The sequence below is a fragment of the Limimaricola variabilis genome (genome assembly GCF_034371605.1).
In the GTDB taxonomy this organism is placed as follows: domain Bacteria; phylum Pseudomonadota; class Alphaproteobacteria; order Rhodobacterales; family Rhodobacteraceae; genus Limimaricola; species Limimaricola variabilis.
This window is the reverse complement of the sequence record NZ_CP139691.1, coordinates 102,605-120,787: the sequence shown is the minus strand read 5'-3', so window position 1 is coordinate 120,787 and position 18,183 is coordinate 102,605. Positions and strand designations below refer to the sequence as shown.

The window sequence follows — 18,183 nt, the reverse complement described above, 5'->3', positions numbered from 1 at the left end:
GCATGTACCACTACAACGACTTCGACCGCGCCTTCGTCCAAGAGCGCGTCAACCAGTTCCGCGGCCAGGTGGAGCGTCGGATCGACGGCTCCCTCAAGGAGGAGGAGTTCCGTCCGCTGCGGCTGATGAACGGCCTCTACCTGCAGCTGCACGCCTACATGCTGCGCGTGGCGATCCCCTATGGCACGCTCTCCTCCGACCAGATGCGCACGCTGGCGCTTCTGGCCGAGAAGTGGGATCGCGGCTACGGCCATTTCACCACGCGCCAGAACATCCAGTACAACTGGCCCGCCCTGCACGACGTGCCGGACATGCTGCAGGCGCTGGCCGATGTCGGCCTCCACGCGATCCAGACCTCCGGCAACACGATCCGCAACGTGACCGCCGACCATTTCGCCGGGGCTGCCCAGGACGAGATCGCCGATCCGCGCCCGGTGGCCGAGTTGCTGCGCCAGTGGTCGACCGACCACCCGGAATTCCAGTTCCTGCCGCGCAAGTTCAAGATCGCCGTGACCGGCGCCAGCCATGACCGCGCGGTGATCCAGGCCCATGACATCGGCATCCAGATCGTCGAGAACGCCCGCGGCGAGATCGGCTACAAGGTGCTGATCGGCGGCGGCCTCGGTCGGACCCCGATGATCGGCAAGGTGATCGAGGAGTTCGTCTCCCAGGAGGACCTGCTGCCCTACTGCGAGGCGATCGTCGCCGCCTACAACCTGCTGGGCCGCCGCGACAACAAGTACAAGGCCCGGATCAAGATCACCGTCTTCGAGAACGGCCTCGACGCATTCCGCGACGCGGTGAACGAGCAGTTCGCCCGCACCAAGCCCGCCTTCTCGGGCGTGGACGTGAAGATGTTCGAGGAGATCAGCGCCCAGTTCGCCCCGCCGGCCTGGCGCAATGCCCCGGTGGACGCCTATGAGGCGGCCTACGGCGCCGACCCGGTGTTCCGTTCCTGGGCCGACACCAATCTCACCGCGCATCGCGCCGAGGGCTACGCCATCGTCTCGGTCTCGCTCAAGAAGCCGGGCCAGACGCCGGGTGACGCCACCGCCGAGCAAATGCGCGTGCTGGCCGATCTGGCCGACGCCTACGGGCATGCTGAGCTGCGGATCAGCCATGAGCAGAACGTGATCCTGCCGCATGTCCACAAGTCGGACCTGCCGAAGCTGCACGCCAAGCTGCGCGAGCACGGCCTCGCCACCGCCAATATCGGGCTGGTGTCGGACATCATCGCCTGCCCCGGCATGGATTACTGCGCGCTGGCTACCGCTCGCTCGATCCCGGTTGCGCAGCAGATCGCGCTGCGCTTCGAGGAGCTGAAGCTGGAGCACGATGTCGGCCCGCTCAAGATCAAGATCTCGGGCTGCATCAACGCCTGCGGCCATCACCATGTCGGCCATATCGGCATCCTCGGGCTCGATCGCGCGGGCGTCGAAAACTATCAGGTGACGCTGGGCGGCTCGGGCGACGAGACTGCGAGCATCGGCGAGCGCGCCGGCCCCGGCTTTTCGGCCGAAGAGATCGTGCCCGCGATCGAGCGCCTGGTGCTGGGCTATCTCGACCTGCGTTCGGGGCCGGAAGAGACCTTCCTCGCCGCCTATCGCCGGCTCGGGGCCGAGCCGTTCAAGGCCGTGCTCTACCCCGAGCAAGAGGCGAAGCGGGAGCGGGCTGATGCTGCATGAGAAACCGCATCGCATCGACGAAACCGTCCGTGACCTGAACGCCCGCTACCGTCACCATGGCGCGACCGCGGTGCTGGAAAAGGCGCTGGCCGAGCACGCGCTTGGCCGGATCGCCCTGGTCAGCTCGTTCGGCGCGGAATCGGTCGTGCTGCTGCATCTCGTCTCGGTGATCGACCGCACCACCCCGGTGCTTTTCGTCGACACCGAGATGCTCTTTGCCGAAACGCTGGCCTACCAGATGGAGCTGACGGAACGGCTGAACCTCAAGAACGTTCGCACCATCAAGGCACGTCCCGAGGCGCTGGCCGAGCACGACCCCGAGAACCTGCTGCACAAGTCGAACCCCGACCTGTGCTGCGCGATCCGCAAGACCGAGCCGCTGCAGCGCGCGCTCTCGGGCTTCGACAGCTGGATCACCGGGCGCAAGCGCTACCAGGGCAAGACCCGTGCCGCGCTGGAGTTCTTCGAGAACGAGGACGACCTGCGGATCAAGATCAATCCGCTGGCCCACTGGACCAGTACCGACCTGCAGGACTATATCGCCGAGAACCGCCTGCCCCGTCATCCGCTGGTGGCGCAGGGCTACCCCTCGATCGGCTGCGCGCCCTGCACCAGCAAGGTCGCGCCCGGCGAAGACCCCCGTGCCGGACGCTGGCGCGACAGCGACAAGGAAGAGTGCGGCATACATTTCGTGAACGGGAAGATGGTGCGCGGCAAACCCGCCGAGGCCTGAAACCGACCCGGCGAGACCGCAGATTTGAAGACTGATGAACAGGGGCCCGGCCCCGAGAGGACGAGATGACCGTGATCGTGACCGACAAGGGCTTCGCCCCAGACGACTTCACCGGCAGCTTCGTGCCGCTGGCCGAGATGAGCGCGGCCGACACCGCCGTCGAGATCGCCCCCGGCGACGACCCGCGTGAGCTGGTCGGCCGTCTGGGCGAGATCGCCGCCATCCGGGTGCTGTTTCCCGCCTTTTCCGACGGGCGCGGCTTCACCCATGCGCGTGACCTGCGCTCCTTGGGCTTTACCGGTCGGCTGCGCGCCGAGGGCCACGTGATCGCGGATCAATACGCCATGGCCCGGCGTTCGGGTTTCGACGAGGTCGAGATCTCGGACGATCTGGCGCAGCGCCAGCCCGAGAACCAGTGGCGCGCCCGTGCCGACTGGCAGGCCCATCACTACCAGGCACGGCTGCGCGGTTGAGCCGCCTTTACCCGTAACGCCTCCTCCCCTATTCGAGCCGAACGAGAAAGACATGACCGAGCAAAGCCCAGTGACCCAGACCAACGCCGCCCGCGTCGCACAATCTCCCGACGGACAGGTCGTGACCGCCGTGCGTCACTACACCGACAGCCTGTTCTCGTTCCGGATCACCCGGCCCGCATCCTTGCGCTTTCGCTCGGGCGAGTTCGTGATGATCGGTCTGACGGGCGACAACGGCAAGCCGCTGATGCGGGCCTATTCCATCGCCTCGCCCAACTGGGACGAGGAACTGGAATTCTACTCGATCAAGGTCGCAGACGGCCCGCTGACCTCGAAGCTCCAGCACATCCGGGAAGGCGATCACGTCATCCTGCGCCCCAAGCCCGTGGGCACGCTGGTGCATGACGCGCTGATCCCCGGCAAGCGGCTGTGGCTCTTCTCGACCGGCACGGGCTTTGCGCCCTTCGCCTCGCTGCTGCGCGATCCGGAAACATTCGAGAAGTTCGAGCAGGTGATCGTCACCCACACCTGCCGCGACGTGGCCGAGCTGACCTATGGCCGCGAACTGGTCGAAAGCGTCAAGACCGACGAGATGCTGCGCGAGCTGATCGGCGAAGAGAACCTCGACAAGCTGGTCTACTACCCGACCACGACCCGCGAGGAGAGCCCCAAGATGGGCCGGATCACCCATCTGATCGAGAATGGCGAACTGTTCTCGGATCTCGGCGTCCCGACGCTCGACCCCGAGACCGACCGCGCGATGGTCTGCGGCAGCCTCGCCTTCAACCTCGACATCAAAGAACTGCTCGAAAAGGCCGGTCTGCGCGAGGGCGCCAACTCCGACCCGGCCGAGTTCGTGATCGAGAAGGCCTTCGTCGGCTGATCATTCAAAGCCTGTAAAAAGAAACGCCGCGCGGAGCGATCCGCGCGGCGTTTCTGTTTCGGGCCGCTGCTATCGGCGAGCGATGCGGCCCGGCGCGCCGGGCCGCAGCCGGGTTACTCGACGCCGAGCTCGGCGCGGATGTCCTCCAGCAGCGCGTCGCGGATCGCGGGGTAGCGGCGGGCGCGCTCCAGCGCGGTGGCCAGCTGATCGCGGCGGTCGCTCTCGAGCGCGCTGTCGGCGATCGCCTGCTGCACGGCCTCGTAGTCGAAGGTCTCGGGCTCGAGCGCGGCCTCGAGGATGGCGAGACCTTCGTTGTTGCCGGCGGCCTCGGTGCCGAGCGCCTCTTCGGCCTGGGCCTCGACCTCTTCGGCGAGGTTCTCGTCATCCATCAGGATCACAGGCTCGGCCCCCTCGGGCGCGTCGACGGTCTCTTCCTCGACTTCCTCGGTCAGCGCCTCGGTGTCGGCGGCACCGCCTTCGGGCGGGGTGATCTCGCCCATCTCGTCATTGGGTTCGATATCGGCAGCCGGCGCTTCGGCCTCTTCGTCGACGATGTCCGCGGTCGGGGTCTCGGCCAGCTGGCCCACCTCTTCATCGGTGGCTTCGTTGGTCGTGACCTCCGCGTCGTCGCCGCCCCAGATCGAAGTCACCACGACGACCGCGAGCACCGCGGCGGCGATGATGCCGAGAATTTTCATCATTGCGCTGTTCCTTGCTGCAAAACCTGAACTGTTTGCGGCCCACATAGCACGCTCTGGGGCATATGCCATCGCCCGAAGACCCTCATGGCGCGGCGGACCCCTTGTTTTGCGGCTTGAATCGCACTACCCGGACGACTACCTTCTGCCCACCAAATCGAACAACCGAAGGACGTGCACCATAGCCCGCAGACCTCATAACGCGCCTCCCACGCGCGACACCGGCCCCCGCGTCAACGAACGTATCCGCGTGGCCGAAATCCGACTGATCGGACAGAACGGCGAAAACATCGGCGTCGTCACCCCCGAGCGCGGCCTCGCCCTGGCCGAAGAGGCCGGTCTCGACCTCGTCGAGATCTCGCCCAACGCCACGCCTCCGGTCTGCAAGATCATGGACTTCGGCAAGTTCAAATACGAGACGCAGAAGAAGGAAGCCGAGGCGCGCCGCAACCAGAAGACCTTTGAAATCAAAGAGGTCAAGTTCCGCCCCAACACCGACACGAACGATTACGACGTGAAGATGCGGAACGTGCTGCGGTTCCTCGAGGCCGGTGACAAGGTCAAGGTGACCCTGCGCTTCCGGGGCCGGGAGATGGCCCACCAGGAACTGGGCCGCGAGCTTCTGGAGCGTGTCGCCAGCGACGTGTCCGAAATCGGCAAGGTCGAGAACATGCCGAAGATGGAAGGCCGCCAGATGGTCATGATGATCGGGCCGACCCAGAAGTAACGGTCGCACACCGGCGAATCCAAGGGGCTGCCCATCGGGCGGCCCTTTTTGTTGACGCCTCCCTGCCCCGGGTCCCGATCCTGGGCCGACACGAAAACGGGCCGCCCCGAGGGGCGGCCCGCATGTCGTTCAAAGGTGCAGCTTACTGCGCGGAGGCAACCTGCTGCAGCAGCGGCGTGATCCGGCGCACCGTAGCACGACGGTTGGCCTGAACGTCGCCTTGGCTCTCCACCTTCAGGAAGCGCTCGCCATAGCCCTGCACCACGAGGTTCTCGGGCGGGATGGCGAAGTTCTCGGTCAGAGCCAGCGCCACCGTCTCGGCCCGACGGTCCGACAGGGCGAGGTTGTAGGCGTCATTGCCGACCGCGTCGGTATGACCCTCGATCAGGAACACCTCGCGCGGGTTCTCGGCCAGCCGCTCCTCGATCGCGAGGCCGAGATCGACCAGCGTCGAGGCCTGCTCGGGCCGCAGCGCCGCCGAACCGGTGGCGAAGGTCAGCGTGTCGAGATCGATCGCCGGAACCAGCGCCCGGACCGGCTCGATTTCGCGGATCTGGCGCAGGCTGTAGCCGCGGCCGGTATCCACCGACGCCTCGGCGCGGAGCGCCTCGAGCAGCGCGGCACGGTCGGCTTCGGCGGCCGAGATGGTGATCGGTGCCGCCTCCATCTCGCGCAGCGAACGCACGTCGACCGGATCGGACTGGGCCAGATCGTCGAACAGCTCGATCTCGGTGCCGTCGGCGAAGACCCGGGTGCGGCGCAGGACGCGGCCCTGCGCATCACGGATGGTGACGACCTTGGTGCCGTCCTCGCGGGTCAGCGTGGTCCGGGTGGAGCCGTCGCTGAAGGTCTCGGTGCGCAGGTCGGCGCCCGGCTGACGCAGCAGCGCGTCGTCGTCACGGTAGATCTCGAGCCCGTTCTCACCCTGAACCACGACCCGGTCGCCGGTGTTCGCCACGACCTGACGGCCGTTGTTCAGAAGCGAGCCCACGGCCACGGCGCCGACGCCCAGGAGTAGCGCCTTCTGGAAGTCGGACAGGCCGTCGCGATCTTTCTTCTTCGTCTCGGTCTGGGTCTCGTTCGAAGCCTCGGTGGAAACGCTGGCGGCGAACTCTTCGTCGCTCTGACGCGAGTTCTCCTCGTCGATCTCGGTCTCGGTCACCTCGGCCGGCTCGGCCTCGGACGCCGCGGCCGACGCGGCCACCGCGCTCTGCGGCTCCTCGGCGGTCGGGTCGATGTTCTCATCCGGCGCCGCGGTCTCGGTGTCGGCCTGGGTCGCGGTCGGAGCTTCGGCCTCGGTCGGCGACGGGGTCTCGGCCGTGGCAGTGGTTTCGGCCTCTGCACCGGCTTCGCTATCGCCCGTCACCTCGGTCGTCGCCGCGGCATCCTGCTCGGCCTGGGCCTGGGATTCGGCTTCGAGCTGGGCCTGAAGCTCGGCCGCGCGGGCGGCGCGGTCGGCATCGGTCTGCGCCGAATCGGTGGCGGTGGTCTCGGCCTGCATCGGCTCCGACGCGGTCTCGGTCTCGGCAGTCGTTTCGGGCTGCGCCGTGTCGGCCGGAGCGTCGGTCGCGGTGGCGTCAGCCTGGGCGTCCGCCGGCGCGGTCTCGGTCACCGCTTCCGCTTCCGCGGTCTCGGCGGAGACCTCGGGCTCGACGGTCTCGGTCATGGCTTCCGCCGGGGCGGTTTCGGCCATGGCTTCGGGCTGAGCGGTCTCGGCGGTTGCGTCCGCCGGGGCTGCCTCGGCCATGGGCTCAGCAGCAGTCTCAGGCGCGGCCTCGGCGGTCGCCTCAGGCTGAACCTCCTCTACCGGCGCTTCGGGCTGCGCCTCGGGGCTCACCGAAGCGCTGGCGGCGGCATCGCCGGCCGCGCCTTCGGTTTCCATTTCGGCTTCGGCCTCGAGCTCACCGCTCTGCTCGACCTCGGCCTCCATCTCGATGCCGGCCGCCTGGCCGAGCTCGGTGGCGATCGCCGTCCCGGCCGCGAGCGAATCGCGTGCCATGTCGAGCGCCGCCTCGATCTGCTCGTCGCCCGCTTCGCGCAGCATCTCGAGGTTCAGCCCATATTCGGCCAGCATCTCGTCGTCGAGCCGGCCCTCCTCGGCCATCTCGCGCAGCGTCTCGACCGGCAGCTCGTAGAGCGCCACGCCGGCTTCGGGCGCATCCGCGCAGGGCGGCGTCTCGCCATTGAGGCAGAACATCTCCTGCCCGGCCTGCTGGGCCTGGGCCAGCGGCACCAGGTTGGGCAGCATCAGCGACAGGCTGGCCGCCAGTGCGGTCGTGGTACGAAAGCTCTTCTTCATCGACATCTCCTCTCGGGCCGCCCCGGGTGCGGGGCGGATCCGTCATTGCCAGCGCAACGCGGGCAATGGCCGCAAAGGTCCGTCAACTTCGCAGTTATGCAATAACCATGTGTCGGACAGCCACTTTCAGGCGCCGCCCGGGACGACAAATGAGCACTGGCCTTGCCAATTTACGCCGTAATCGCGCAGGATTCTGGTAAGCCATGGGAGACCACTCCCTCAGCCCGGAGCGACCGATGACCGAGAACCTGCCCGATCCGCACACCGACTTGAGCGGCCTGTCCCCTGCGGACTGGCAGGCCCAGCTCGACCGGATCGGCGAGGAGTTCGGCTATTACGAACCGCTGGGCCAGCACCATGCGGCGCTGTTCATCGACGCCGGGCCGCGGCTCCTGGTGACCTTCGAGACCCGGGATTCGATTCGCCGCCGTCCCCGTGCCCTGCCGCGCGGTTTCGAGATGCTGGCGCGCACCGGCTGGTCGCTCCTGGTGCTGATCGCGGATGACGAGGGCTGGTTCCGCTCGCCGCGTGTCTGGGGCTATGTCGACCGTCTCGTCGATGAAGGCTTCTTCGAGGATTTCGAGCGGGTGCTGTTTCACGGGCATCACGCCTGCGGCTATGCCGCCGCCGCCTATTCGGTCGCCTCGCCCGGGGCGCGGGTGCTGGCGCTGCGCCCGCTGGCGACGCTCGACCCGGCCATCGCCGGGTGGGACCGGCGCCACCTCGCCGCGCGGCGGCTCGATTTCACCAGCCGCTTCGGCTACGCGCCCGACATGGTCGACGCCGCCGCTAAGGTGACGCTGATCCACGACCCGAGGCACGCCGCCGATTCGATCCATGCCGCGCTGTATCGCCGGCCCAATGTCGTGACGCTGCCCGCCTTCAACGCCGGCAGCCGCATCGAGCCCGTGCTCGACCAGATCGGCGCGATGCCCGAGCTTCTGGAGCTGGCGATGGAGGACCGGCTCGACCGCGCCGCCTTTGCCAAGATCTGGCGCGGCCGTCGCGGCAATCCGCTCTATCTGCGCGGCCTGCTGCGCCAGCTCGAACAGGCCGACCGCCCGGCGCAGGTCGCCCGGCTGTGCCGCCATGGCATCACCACGCCCGAAGCCAAGCATTACGCGCGGCGGCTCGAGGCGCTGATCGGAGCCGATCCGGCCGAGACGCGGGTGCTGACGCGCAGCGCCTGACCCGAGGACGCGGCCACTCGTGACCTATGGTCAGGCCGAACGACCCGGTGTAGGAGGGCGGCCATGAAAGACGCACGCCCCGACCGGATCACGATCCGCCGCCCCGACGACTGGCACCTGCATCTGCGAGACGGCGCCATGCTCGAAGCCGTGGCCCCCGAGAGCGCCCGCCATTTCGGCCGCGCGATCATCATGCCCAACCTCGTGCCGCCGGTCGTGACTGCCGCGCAGGCCGAGAGCTACCGCGAGCGGATCCGCGCCGCCCTGCCCGAGGGATCGGGCTTCACGCCGCTGATGACGCTCTATCTCACCGAGGACACCGATCCCGCCGATGTGCGCCACGCGCATGAGAGCGGCATCGCCACCGCGGTGAAGCTCTACCCGGCCGGCGCAACCACCAATTCGGCCTCCGGCGTGCGCGACTTCGACAAGGTCCGCCCGGTGCTCGAGACCATGGCCGAGATCGGCATGCCGCTTTGCGTGCATGGCGAGGTGACCGACGGCGCGATCGACATCTTCGACCGCGAGGCGGTGTTCATCGACCGCGTGCTCAAGCCGATCCGCCGCAGAACGCCGGATCTGCGCATCGTCATGGAACACGTGACCACCGCCGACGCCGTCGATTACGTGCGCGACAGCCCCAGAAACCTTGCCGCGACGATCACCACGCATCACCTGATCATCAACCGCAACCATATCCTCGCCGGGGGCATCAAGCCGCATTTCTACTGCCTGCCGGTGGCCAAGCGCGAACGCCACCGCGTGGCGCTGGTGCAGGCGGCGGTTTCGGGCGACCCGCGCTTCTTCCTCGGCACCGACAGCGCACCGCATGCCGATCCGGCCAAGCTGCAGCCCTGCGGCTGCGCCGGGATCTTCACCGCGCCCAACACCATGTCCTGCCTCGCCGAGGTGTTCGAGGCGGCGGGCCGGCTGAACCACCTCGAGGCCTTCGCCTCGCTCAACGGGCCGCGTTTCTACCGGCTGCCGGTGAACGAGGACACGATCACCCTGGTGCGGGGAGAGCCCGTGACCTACCCCGCGCGGATCGAGACCGGCGACGGCCCCGTCACCGTGTTCGACCCCGGCTTCGCGCTGCACTGGCGCGTCGAAGACTGAGCCCTCCCCCGACGCATTCCCTACACGAAGAGTTCGAGATGATCCCCACCGGCTACCCCCCGAAGGACGAGATCGCGCGGCTGACCGCGCGGATGCTGCTGGAAATCGGCGCGGTGAAGTTCAACGCGACCGAGCCCTACACCCACGCCTCCGGCAAGCAGGCGCCGACCTATGTCGATTGCCGCATGCTGATCTCCTTCCCGCGCATCCGCGCCACGGTGATGGATTTCCTCGCCGTGTCGATCATGCGCGAGGCGGGCTTCGAGGCCTTCGACAACGTCGCGGGCGGCGAGACGGCGGGCATTCCCTTCGGCGCGATGATCGCCGAGCGGCTGGCCCTGCCGATGAGCTACGTGCGCAAGAAGCCGAAGGGCTACGGCCGCAACGCCCGGATCGAGGGCGTGATGACCGAAGGCCAGCGCGCGATCCTGGTCGAGGACCTGACCACCGATGGCGGCTCGAAGCTCAGCTTCGTAGAGGCGATCCGCGAGACCGGCGCGACCTGCGACTGGACCGCGGTGATCTTCTATTATGGCATCTTCGAGGGCGTGACCGAGGCCCTCGCGGAAAAAGGCATCGGCCTCATCCACCTGTGCACCTGGTGGGACGTGCTGGCCGAGGCGCGCGCCACGGAGGCCTTCGACGCCGACACGCTCGACGAGGTGGAACGCTACCTGCGCGACCCGAAAGGCTGGGCTCCGGCACGTGGCTGAGGTGTGACGGTCGGCCCGAAACAGCCGACCATCTGCCCCGAGGGAAACCAGATGTTGACCCAAGGCACCTCGTCGCGCCAAGATGTGGCGGGCGAGGTGTCTCCACAGCTTATCCACAGCCTTATACAAGTTGCGTCCCCGCCCCGTCGCATCCTATCAGCGACGATACGCGCCGCGGGCACGGCGCGAGGGCCAAGGGGTAGCTGCGATGAACGAGATCACGACATTCCGTCCGGGTGCGCTGGAAGAGGCGAAGCCGGATCAGATGCCGCATTCGATCGAGGCCGAGCAGCAGCTCTTGGGCGCGATCCTCACCAATAACGACGTGTTCGACCGGATCGCGATGATCGTGTCGAAGGACCATTTCTACGATCCGGTCCATGCGCGCATCTTCGACGTCGCCGCCCAGCGCATCGCCAAGAACGCGCTGGCCTCGCCGGTCACGCTCAAGACCTTTCTCGAGGATGACGAGGGACTCAAGGAGCTGGGTGGACCCGCCTATCTCGCGCGTCTCGCCGGTGCCGCGATCTCGGGCTTCGCCGCGCGCGACTATGCGCAGATGATCTACGATCTGGCGATCCGGCGCGAGCTGATCATGCTCGGCCGCGACATCGCCGACCGGGCTGCCAAGGTCGAGGTCTCCTCCGAGCCCAAGGAGCAGATCGTCGAGGCCGAGCAGAAGCTCTACAAGCTGGCCGAACAGGGCAGCTCGGAATCGGGCTTCCAGTCCTTCCTGCGCGCCGTCACCGACGCGGTGAAGGTCGCCAACGCCGCCTATCAGCGCGACGGCGGCCTCGCCGGCGTCTCTACCGGTCTCGTCGATCTCGACAAGAAGCTCGGCGGTCTGCACCGCTCGGACCTTCTGATCCTCGCCGGGCGCCCCTCGATGGGCAAGACCTCGCTCGCGACCAACATCGCCTTCAACATCGCCAAGGCCTACAAGCGCGGCATCACCCATGACGGCACCGAGGGCGCCGTGAATGGCGGCGTCGTCGGCTTCTACAGCCTCGAGATGTCGGCCGAGCAGCTCGCCGCGCGTATTCTCTCCGAGGCGTCCGAGGTACCGTCCGAGCAGATCCGCCGCGGCGACATGACCGAGGCCGAGTTCCGCCGCTTCGTCGACGCGGCCAAGCAGCTCGAGAGCTGCCCGCTCTACATCGACGACACCCCGGCCCTGCCGATTTCCCAGCTCGCGGCCCGCGCCCGCCGTCTCAAGCGGACGCACGGGCTCGATGCGCTCTTCGTTGACTACCTGCAGCTGGTGAAGGGCACCGGCAAGGGCGAGAACCGGGTGAACGAGATCTCCGAGATCTCCCAAGGCTTAAAGGCCATCGCCAAGGAGCTCGACATCCCCGTGGTCGCGCTGTCGCAGCTGTCGCGTCAGGTGGAAAGCCGCGAGGACAAGCGGCCACAGCTGTCGGACCTGCGGGAATCGGGCTCGATCGAGCAGGACGCCGACGTGGTGATGTTCGTGTTCCGCGAGGAATACTACAAGGAACGCGAGAAGCCGGGCGACCATGAGATGGACAAGATGGCGGTCTGGCAGGACGAGATGGAACGTCTGCACGGCAAGGCCGAGGTCATCATCGGCAAGCAGCGTCACGGCCCGATCGGTTCGGTCGACCTCAGCTTCGAGGGTCGCTTCACCCGCTTCGGCAACCTCGTGAAGCCATGGCAGGACGGCAGCCCCCGCGAGTTCTGAGCCGGGATTCTTGGGCGGTCATCCAATAACAGCCCGCAAATATTGACCTGCGGGCCGATGGTGCCTTCCTAGGAAGGGCAACTATCGGAACACCCGTATGGACAGCTATATCATCCCGGATATCCGCACCGGTCTGTGCCGCGCCGTGATCGAGCGCGCGATCCGCGACATCGATCCCTCGGCCACCGTGGCGGTGAACATCGAACGGCGCGTGGCCGAGATCGGCAGCAATGTCGGTGACGTCGCGATCCGTGGCCGGCTGGCGCAGGCAGGTTTCCGCGCCGAGCGCATCGGCTGAGAACGACCCCGAGGAGGACGACCATGAGCATCACCCGTCGCAGCCTGCTTCTTTCGGCGCTGGCCGCGCCGCTGGCCGGGCCGCTCGCCGCCCACCAGCGCACCGCGCTGCTGCCGACCGAGGTGCGCGTGCATCCGCGCCTGAGGCCGGGCGACATCTACGTGATCCCCGAAGACTTCCACCTCTACCACATCCGCCGCCCCGGCGTCGCGATGCGCTACGGCGTGGGCGTCGGACGCGCGGGGCTGGAGTTCAAGGGGTCGGCGGTGATCCAGCGCAAGGAGGAGTGGCCGTCCTGGCGGCCGACCGACGACATGATCGCGCGCGAGCCCGAGAAATACGCGCAATATGCCGACGGCGTGCCGGGTGGGCCGGACAACCCGCTGGGCGCGCGGGCGCTCTACCTGTTCCGCAACGGGCGCGACACCTATTACCGCATTCATGGCACGACCCAGCCGAAGACGATCGGCTCATCGGTCTCGAATGGCTGCATCCGGCTGCGCAACGAGGACGTGATCGCGCTCTATGACCAGGTGGCGTTGGGCACTCACGTCACCGTGGTCTAGCCGAACCCCGGCCTGATCCCGGGCACGTGCTCGACCGTGAACGCGGCCTCGCGCAGCGGCCCGGGCAGCTCTTCCCCTTCCCCCGGCGCAAGCAGCACGACCCGCGCACCCTCGGCCGCCGCAGACAATGCGGCGGCGACGGGATCATCCGAGACCAGCCGTTCGGCATCGCGGCGCGCCAGCTCCAGCAGGCCGGGGGCGAGCCCCGGCGCGTGCACGATCAGATCCGCTTCCTGCATCCGGCGCACGCCGCGCAGGCTCATCAGGTCGGCCTCGCCCGGTCCGGCGCCGACATAGGCGACCGAGCCCTCGGCGGGGCCCGGCCCCTCTTCCAGCCGCGCCTTGAGCAACTGCGCCGCGCGTCGCTCGGAGCCCGCCGCATGGGCGGCGCGCACCGGGCCGGAGAAGACCCAGACCCAGAAATCGCGGCGCGCCCGCGCCGACAATCGCTGCCCCACGGCGCCGCGCATCCGTCCCGCCAGCGCCGCCAGCGCGCCGAGGCGCGGCTCGAGCATGGTCTCCACGGCGGTCTTGATCTGGCGGCCGAGCACCGGTGCCGTGCCTTCGGTGCCGATCGCCACCACCACCGGGTCGCGGTCGACGATCGAGGGTGTCAGCGCGTCGCACAGGGCGGGGCGGTCGACAACGTTGACCACCGGCGCACCCATGGCCTTGGCCAATGCGTGCAGCGCCCCGTCCGCGCCGGCCGAGCCGGTAGCCACGAAGGTGATCGCGGCGTTGTGGAACAGATCCGCCCGGATCTCGCGCGCATCCACGAGCCGCACGCGCCCCTCATCGGCCAGCGCCCGCAACTCCTCGTCGAACTCCAGCCCCGCCACCACGATCTCGGCGTCGGTACGGATGACCAGACGCGCCTTCTGCGCCGCCTGCTCGCCTCCGCCGAGGATCACGATCCGGCGGCCGGTCGTGGCGAGAAACATCGGGAAAGCCTTCATGCCGCCTGCGCTCCGGGCAGCGCGGCGCGGTCGCGCGCCTGCCACAGCGCCTCGGCCAGTGCCTCGGCACGGGCGAGGCCGGGCGCCGCGCCCAGCGCCAGCAGCGCGAGCGCCGCGGTGCCGGTGACCAGCGCGGTGGCGAAGTGATCGTCGCTCTCGCCGCGCCAGAGCCGCAGCAGGTCCTCCGGCTGCCCACCGGGATCGGCCAGCCGGCGGGTTTCGTCGCGCAGCGCCTGCGCGGTCAGGTCGACGGCCTCGCCGTCAAGGAGGCCGAACAGCTCGATCTCCTTGGAGGGATTGCGCTCGAATTCGCCGCCCGCGCCCTTGAGGATCAGCACGTTGCGCTGGCCCATCAGCGCCCCCGCATCGGCCTGCAGCCCGCGATATGGCGGGTGGAAGACGCCTTCGACCTGCGCGGAGGCACCGAAGGGATTGGCGACCCGCAGCACAGTGTTGACACAGGAGCGCAGCCCGAACGCCTCGCGCAGGCGGATCAGCCGATAGCCACCGGGCGACCAGGCCTCGAGCGGGACATAGGCGATCGAATGGGCATCGAGTGCGCGGCCGAGCGCCTCGCCGGTCTCGACCGTCTTGATGCCAAGCGCGGGCAGCGCGTCGCGGATCTCGTGCCGATGCGCGTTCCAGCCATGCAGCGCGACGCGGTGGCCGGCGCCCGCCACGAGCTTGGCGGCCAGCAGAAACCAAGGCAGGCCGCGGGTGCGTCCAGCCGCGTAGGAGGGCCAGTTGAGATCGGGCGCGGCATTGCGCCATTCCGGCCCCGAGGCGAGCGCGTCGGCGAAGCCCGCGATCTCGGCCGCATCCTCGCCGCGATAGCGCATCACCATCAAGAGCGCCCCTGCCGCTTCGGGGGCCGCCGTTCCGTCGAGGATCAGCTGCATCGCCTGCGCCGCCTCCTCGCGCGTCAGGTGCCGTCCCCGCCCCGGGCCGCGCGCCACGGTGCGGACGAAGGGCGCGAGCGCGGTCGCGTCCTGTGCTGCGGATGGCTGCGTCATGGTCCTGCCCTCTCGTCGGAATCGCCCTTCAGACTAGGCCGTCAGAGGCGCAGAGGAAGGGCATGGGGTCAATCCGCGGGACGCCGAGGGCCGGGCGATGCCGCGACACCAAGCCGCTTTTTCGGGCGCGGTGCCGATGTTATGGGCGGCAGGCGCCCCGAAGGCGCGACCAAGGATCGGAATTCGTCATGATGTTACGCCCCTTTGCACTTCTTGTCGCGCTCGGTCTCGGTGCCGCCGCGCAGGCGCACGAGTTCGAGGAAGGCGACCTTGCCATCCTCCACCCCTTCGCCATCGAAACCGCTGCCCGTGCCACCACCGGGGCGGGCTACTTCGAAGTCCGCAACGATGGCGATCAGGCCGACGCGCTGATCGGTGTCGAAGCGGCGTTTCCCAAGGTGGCGCTGCACGAGGCCGTCGAGACGGACGGCATGATGACGATGCAGCCGATCGAGCGCGTCGAGATCGCGCCGGGCGAGACGCTGACCCTCGCGCCGGGCGAAGGCGGCCATGTGATGTTCATGGGGATCGACGCACCCTTCGAGGTGGGCGCGCGGTTTCCCGCGAAGCTGATCTTCGAGCGGGCCGGTGCGGTCGAGGTCGAATTCGTGGTCGAGCCGCGCCCGGAACCGGGTGCGGACCATTCGACGATGGATCATTCGACCATGGACCATTCGGGCATGACCGACGCCGAAGGTGGCATGGATCATGGCACGATGGACCATGGTGAGATGACCCAAGGCGAGATGGAGCACGGCGCGGACGCTGCCGCCGAGTGACGCCTAGAGCCGCCCGGTGCCGAGCCGGGCGGCCAGCCCCTCCAGCATGTCGAGGCAGGCGGCAAGTTGGCTTTCCTCGAGATACTCGTCCGGGCGGTGCGCCTGCGCGATGTCGCCCGGTCCGCACAGCACCGTATCGATCCCCAGCCCCTGCCAGATCCCCGCCTCGGTGCCGAATGGCACGAGGCCCGGCGTTCCCCTGACCAGAGCGAGCGCGAGATCGCGCGCGGTGTTGGCTGCGCGTGGCTCCAGCCCGGCGATCTCCCCAAAGCATTCCGTCTCGATGACGAGGCCGGGCTGGGCCGCCATCTCGGCCTCGGCGAAGGCTGCGAGCGCGCGTTTCACGTGGGACGCCTCGGCGGGCACGATCGGGCGCATCTCCCATTCGACGCTGGCCTGCCCGGCGATCACGTTGCGCGCGGCCCCGGCGGTGATCCGGCCGAGATTTATCGTCGCCCATGGCGGAGCGAAGCGGCCCTGCGGGCGCATCTCGCGCAACTCTGCCGCCAGTCCATCGAGCCGCAGCGCCAGGCGCGCCGCCACCATCGCGGCGTTGATGCCGCGCTCGGGCGCCGAGCCGTGGCCGTCGCGGCCCGCGATGCGGGTGGTGTATTCGTAGCTGCCCTTGTGCCCTTCGATCACGGCCATGCGGGTCGGCTCGCCGACGAATGCCATCGCCGGGCGCGGCCCCTCCCGCGCCATGACCTCGGCGAGCGCCACGGCGCCCATGCATCCGACCTCCTCGTCATGGGTCAGGACAACGTGAACCGGCGCGCCGCAGGTCGCGAGCCGGGGCGCCATCGCCACGCAGGCAGCGATGAAGCCCTTCATGTCGCAGGTGCCGCGCCCGAAGAGCCGACCGTCCTCGCGGCGCAGGCGGAACGGGTCCGAGGTCCATCCCTCGCCCGCCGGCACCACATCGAGATGGCCGGACAGCATTACCCCGCCTGCACGGTCCGGGCCGAAGGAGGCCACGAGGTTCACCTTGTCGTTGCCCGGATCCGGCAGCAGACGGATCCGGGCACCTTGCCCCGCCATCCGTGAGGCCAGCATCTCGGCCAGCGCCCGGTTGGAGCGATCCGAGACGGTCGGAAAGGCCACCATCTCGGCCAGCAGCGCGACCGCCTCCTCGAACACGCTCATGGCTTCACGAAGAGCTTGCGGTCGAGGTCGCACAGCGTCTCGGCCGGGCCGCTCTCGCGGATCAAAATGGTCTCGGTGGTCTCCAGCCCCCACCCCTCCATCCAGATGCCCGGCATGAAGTGGAAGGTCATCCCCGGCTCCAGCACCGTCAGGTCGCCCTTGCGCAGGCTGGCGGTCCGCTCGCCCCAGTCGGGCGGGTAGCTCAGCCCCACGGGATAGCCGCAGCGGTTCGGCCGGTGGATGCCGATCCGCCTGAGCGGGGCATGCAGCGCGGCGGCGATGTCCTGCGTCGTATTGCCCGGCCGCGCGGCCTCCAATCCTGCCTCGAGCCCCTCGGTCAGGGCCTCGGCGGCGCGGGCCATCTCCTCGGGCGGCGGCCCGAGATGAACGGTCCGGCACAAGGGCGCGTGGTAGCGGCGCACGCAGCCCGACAGCTCGAAGAAGGTGGCCTCGCCGCGCTTCATCGCGTCGCCGTTCCAGGTCAGATGCGGGGCAGCGGCATCCGTGCCCGAGGGCATCAGCGGCACGATGGCGGCATAGTCGCCCCAGTCGTCGCCCACGCCGCGCACGGCGGCACGCATCACCTCCCCCACGAGATGGTTCTTGGGCAGGCCCGGCTCGGCCAACTCGATCGCCAGCCGGGCGATGGTCTCGGAAATCCGGGCGGCGCGCCGCATCAGCGCGATCTCGGGCGGCGATTTCACCAACCGCCGCCAGTTCACCAGTGCCGTCGCGTCGACCAGCGTCGCGTCGGGCAACGCCGTCTCCAGAACGGCATGCGCCTTGGCCGAGTAGTAGTAATTGTCCATCTCGACGCCGATCCGGGCGCGGCCCTGCCCCATGCCGATCAGCCGAGCCGCCAGATCCTGCATCGGATGGCGGGTCGCGGATTGCACGTAACGGTCGTCATAACCGAGGATGCAGGCTTCCGGCATCCAGACGGTGCGCGCCGCGCCGGCGGTGTCCTGCATCCGCCCCCACCAGCAGGGGTCGCCGTCGAGCGGCAGAATGACCCCCTGATGCACGTAGAAGGACCAGCCGTCATACCCGGTGAGCCAGCTCTGGTTCGAGGGGTCGGTGACGAAGAGCAGGTCGATCCCGGCCGCCTCCATGGCGGCGCGCGTGGCATCGAGGCGGCGGTTGTATTCGGTGGCGTCGAAAGGGGCGGCGTATGGGCGCATGACGGGATCTCCTGACACGACCAGCCCA

18 protein-coding genes are annotated in these 18,183 nt (G+C 68.5%); 12 read left to right on the top strand and 6 right to left on the bottom strand.

The annotated features are described in order from the left end of the window. Positions 1–2: 2 nt before the first annotated feature. The 4 genes from T8T21_RS00580 to T8T21_RS00565 all read left to right on the top strand — a co-directional run bounded on the left by T8T21_RS00580 (position 3) and on the right by T8T21_RS00565 (position 3,774). Entirely contained in the window at positions 3–1,685 is a 1,683-nt protein-coding gene (locus T8T21_RS00580; RefSeq protein WP_322336379.1) for a nitrite/sulfite reductase, read from the top strand. Next, positions 1,675–2,418: a phosphoadenylyl-sulfate reductase gene (locus T8T21_RS00575; RefSeq protein ID WP_322336378.1), complete on the top strand. Its 744-nt coding sequence runs from the start codon at positions 1,675–1,677 to the stop codon at positions 2,416–2,418. The genes T8T21_RS00580 and T8T21_RS00575 overlap by 11 nt, the downstream gene beginning before the upstream one ends. Before the next feature lie 65 nt (positions 2,419–2,483). Beyond that, positions 2,484–2,891, top strand: a complete 408-nt coding sequence (locus T8T21_RS00570; RefSeq protein ID WP_322336377.1) for a DUF934 domain-containing protein — start codon at positions 2,484–2,486, stop codon at positions 2,889–2,891. Between the two features lie 52 nt (positions 2,892–2,943). Continuing rightward, positions 2,944–3,774, top strand: a complete 831-nt coding sequence (locus tag T8T21_RS00565) for a ferredoxin--NADP reductase (protein ID WP_322336376.1) — start codon at positions 2,944–2,946, stop codon at positions 3,772–3,774. 113 nt (positions 3,775–3,887) lie between these two features. Here T8T21_RS00565 and T8T21_RS00560 read toward each other — a convergent pair whose 3' ends face one another. Further along, positions 3,888–4,475 (bottom strand): hypothetical protein, encoded by a 588-nt coding sequence (locus T8T21_RS00560; protein WP_322336375.1) that lies wholly within the window; start codon positions 4,473–4,475, stop codon positions 3,888–3,890. A 247-nt stretch (positions 4,476–4,722) separates the two neighbouring features. On the opposite strand from T8T21_RS00560, the gene infC reads away from it, so the two are divergent. Further along, complete coding sequence (gene infC / locus T8T21_RS00555; RefSeq protein ID WP_322336374.1) at positions 4,723–5,199, top strand: translation initiation factor IF-3; 477 nt, start codon at positions 4,723–4,725, stop codon at positions 5,197–5,199. 142 nt (positions 5,200–5,341) lie between these two features. Here the strand turns inward: infC and T8T21_RS00550 are convergent, their stop codons facing one another. Further along, entirely contained in the window at positions 5,342–7,498 is a 2,157-nt protein-coding gene (locus tag T8T21_RS00550; RefSeq protein ID WP_322336373.1) for an OmpA family protein, read from the bottom strand. A gap of 236 nt (positions 7,499–7,734) precedes the next feature. Between T8T21_RS00550 and T8T21_RS00545 the strand changes: the two genes are divergently transcribed. From T8T21_RS00545 to T8T21_RS00520, 6 genes are all read left to right on the top strand, one after another. After that, entirely contained in the window at positions 7,735–8,688 is a 954-nt protein-coding gene (locus tag T8T21_RS00545; RefSeq protein WP_322336372.1) for a hypothetical protein, read from the top strand. Positions 8,689–8,751: 63 nt separating this feature from the next. Next, complete coding sequence (gene pyrC, locus T8T21_RS00540) at positions 8,752–9,804, top strand: dihydroorotase (protein ID WP_322336371.1); 1,053 nt, start codon at positions 8,752–8,754, stop codon at positions 9,802–9,804. Positions 9,805–9,842: 38 nt separating this feature from the next. After that, positions 9,843–10,517 carry an orotate phosphoribosyltransferase gene (locus T8T21_RS00535; RefSeq protein WP_322336370.1) on the top strand — a complete coding sequence of 225 codons (675 nt, stop codon included), beginning with the start codon at positions 9,843–9,845 and terminating at the stop codon, positions 10,515–10,517. Between the two features lie 208 nt (positions 10,518–10,725). Further along, entirely contained in the window at positions 10,726–12,219 is a 1,494-nt protein-coding gene (locus tag T8T21_RS00530; protein WP_183472701.1) for a replicative DNA helicase, read from the top strand. 97 nt (positions 12,220–12,316) lie between these two features. After that, complete coding sequence (locus T8T21_RS00525; RefSeq protein WP_183472698.1) at positions 12,317–12,517, top strand: heavy-metal-associated domain-containing protein; 201 nt, start codon at positions 12,317–12,319, stop codon at positions 12,515–12,517. A gap of 23 nt (positions 12,518–12,540) precedes the next feature. Further along, on the top strand, positions 12,541–13,083 hold the full coding sequence (locus T8T21_RS00520) for a L,D-transpeptidase (RefSeq protein WP_322336369.1): 543 nt from the start codon (positions 12,541–12,543) through the stop codon (positions 13,081–13,083). Here T8T21_RS00520 and T8T21_RS00515 read toward each other — a convergent pair. After that, positions 13,080–14,039 (bottom strand): NAD(P)-dependent oxidoreductase, encoded by a 960-nt coding sequence (locus tag T8T21_RS00515; RefSeq protein ID WP_322336368.1) that lies wholly within the window; start codon positions 14,037–14,039, stop codon positions 13,080–13,082. The genes T8T21_RS00520 and T8T21_RS00515 overlap by 4 nt on opposite strands. Further along, the gene (locus tag T8T21_RS00510) at positions 14,036–15,052 is read right to left on the bottom strand and encodes a glycosyl transferase family protein (RefSeq protein ID WP_322336367.1); all 1,017 of its coding nucleotides are present in this window, start codon (positions 15,050–15,052) and stop codon (positions 14,036–14,038) included. Before T8T21_RS00510 ends, T8T21_RS00515 begins: the two co-directional genes overlap by 4 nt. 188 nt (positions 15,053–15,240) lie before the next feature. Between T8T21_RS00510 and T8T21_RS00505 the strand changes: the two genes are divergently transcribed. Next, positions 15,241–15,831 carry a copper chaperone PCu(A)C gene (locus T8T21_RS00505; RefSeq protein WP_322336366.1) on the top strand — a complete coding sequence of 197 codons (591 nt, stop codon included), beginning with the start codon at positions 15,241–15,243 and terminating at the stop codon, positions 15,829–15,831. Between the two features lie 3 nt (positions 15,832–15,834). On the opposite strand, the gene argE is transcribed toward T8T21_RS00505, so the two are convergent. Both argE and T8T21_RS00495 read right to left on the bottom strand, forming a co-directional pair. Further along, entirely contained in the window at positions 15,835–16,974 is a 1,140-nt protein-coding gene (argE, locus tag T8T21_RS00500) for an acetylornithine deacetylase (protein ID WP_322336365.1), read from the bottom strand. Next, positions 16,971–18,155: a M24 family metallopeptidase gene (locus T8T21_RS00495; RefSeq protein WP_322336364.1), complete on the bottom strand. Its 1,185-nt coding sequence runs from the start codon at positions 18,153–18,155 to the stop codon at positions 16,971–16,973. Before T8T21_RS00495 ends, argE begins: the two co-directional genes overlap by 4 nt. Positions 18,156–18,183 lie beyond the last annotated feature (28 nt).

What these genes read in the sequence shown, in the direction of transcription:
- T8T21_RS00510 (WP_322336367.1), bottom strand. Translation starts at nt 15,052, where the DNA reads ATGACGCAGCCATCCGCAGCACAGGACGCGACCGCGCTCGCGCCCTTC.
- T8T21_RS00550 (WP_322336373.1), bottom strand. Translation starts at nt 7,498, where the DNA reads ATGAAGAAGAGCTTTCGTACCACGACCGCACTGGCGGCCAGCCTGTCG.
- argE (WP_322336365.1), bottom strand. Translation starts at nt 16,974, where the DNA reads ATGAGCGTGTTCGAGGAGGCGGTCGCGCTGCTGGCCGAGATGGTGGCC.
- T8T21_RS00570 (WP_322336377.1), top strand. Translation starts at nt 2,484, where the DNA reads ATGACCGTGATCGTGACCGACAAGGGCTTCGCCCCAGACGACTTCACC.
- T8T21_RS00505 (WP_322336366.1), top strand. Translation starts at nt 15,241, where the DNA reads ATGATGTTACGCCCCTTTGCACTTCTTGTCGCGCTCGGTCTCGGTGCC.
- T8T21_RS00580 (WP_322336379.1), top strand. Translation starts at nt 3, where the DNA reads ATGTACCACTACAACGACTTCGACCGCGCCTTCGTCCAAGAGCGCGTC.
- T8T21_RS00530 (WP_183472701.1), top strand. Translation starts at nt 10,726, where the DNA reads ATGAACGAGATCACGACATTCCGTCCGGGTGCGCTGGAAGAGGCGAAG.
- T8T21_RS00565 (WP_322336376.1), top strand. Translation starts at nt 2,944, where the DNA reads ATGACCGAGCAAAGCCCAGTGACCCAGACCAACGCCGCCCGCGTCGCA.
- pyrC (WP_322336371.1), top strand. Translation starts at nt 8,752, where the DNA reads ATGAAAGACGCACGCCCCGACCGGATCACGATCCGCCGCCCCGACGAC.
- T8T21_RS00520 (WP_322336369.1), top strand. Translation starts at nt 12,541, where the DNA reads ATGAGCATCACCCGTCGCAGCCTGCTTCTTTCGGCGCTGGCCGCGCCG.
- T8T21_RS00525 (WP_183472698.1), top strand. Translation starts at nt 12,317, where the DNA reads ATGGACAGCTATATCATCCCGGATATCCGCACCGGTCTGTGCCGCGCC.
- T8T21_RS00545 (WP_322336372.1), top strand. Translation starts at nt 7,735, where the DNA reads ATGACCGAGAACCTGCCCGATCCGCACACCGACTTGAGCGGCCTGTCC.
- T8T21_RS00575 (WP_322336378.1), top strand. Translation starts at nt 1,675, where the DNA reads ATGCTGCATGAGAAACCGCATCGCATCGACGAAACCGTCCGTGACCTG.
- T8T21_RS00495 (WP_322336364.1), bottom strand. Translation starts at nt 18,155, where the DNA reads ATGCGCCCATACGCCGCCCCTTTCGACGCCACCGAATACAACCGCCGC.
- T8T21_RS00560 (WP_322336375.1), bottom strand. Translation starts at nt 4,475, where the DNA reads ATGATGAAAATTCTCGGCATCATCGCCGCCGCGGTGCTCGCGGTCGTC.
- T8T21_RS00515 (WP_322336368.1), bottom strand. Translation starts at nt 14,039, where the DNA reads ATGAAGGCTTTCCCGATGTTTCTCGCCACGACCGGCCGCCGGATCGTG.
- T8T21_RS00535 (WP_322336370.1), top strand. Translation starts at nt 9,843, where the DNA reads ATGATCCCCACCGGCTACCCCCCGAAGGACGAGATCGCGCGGCTGACC.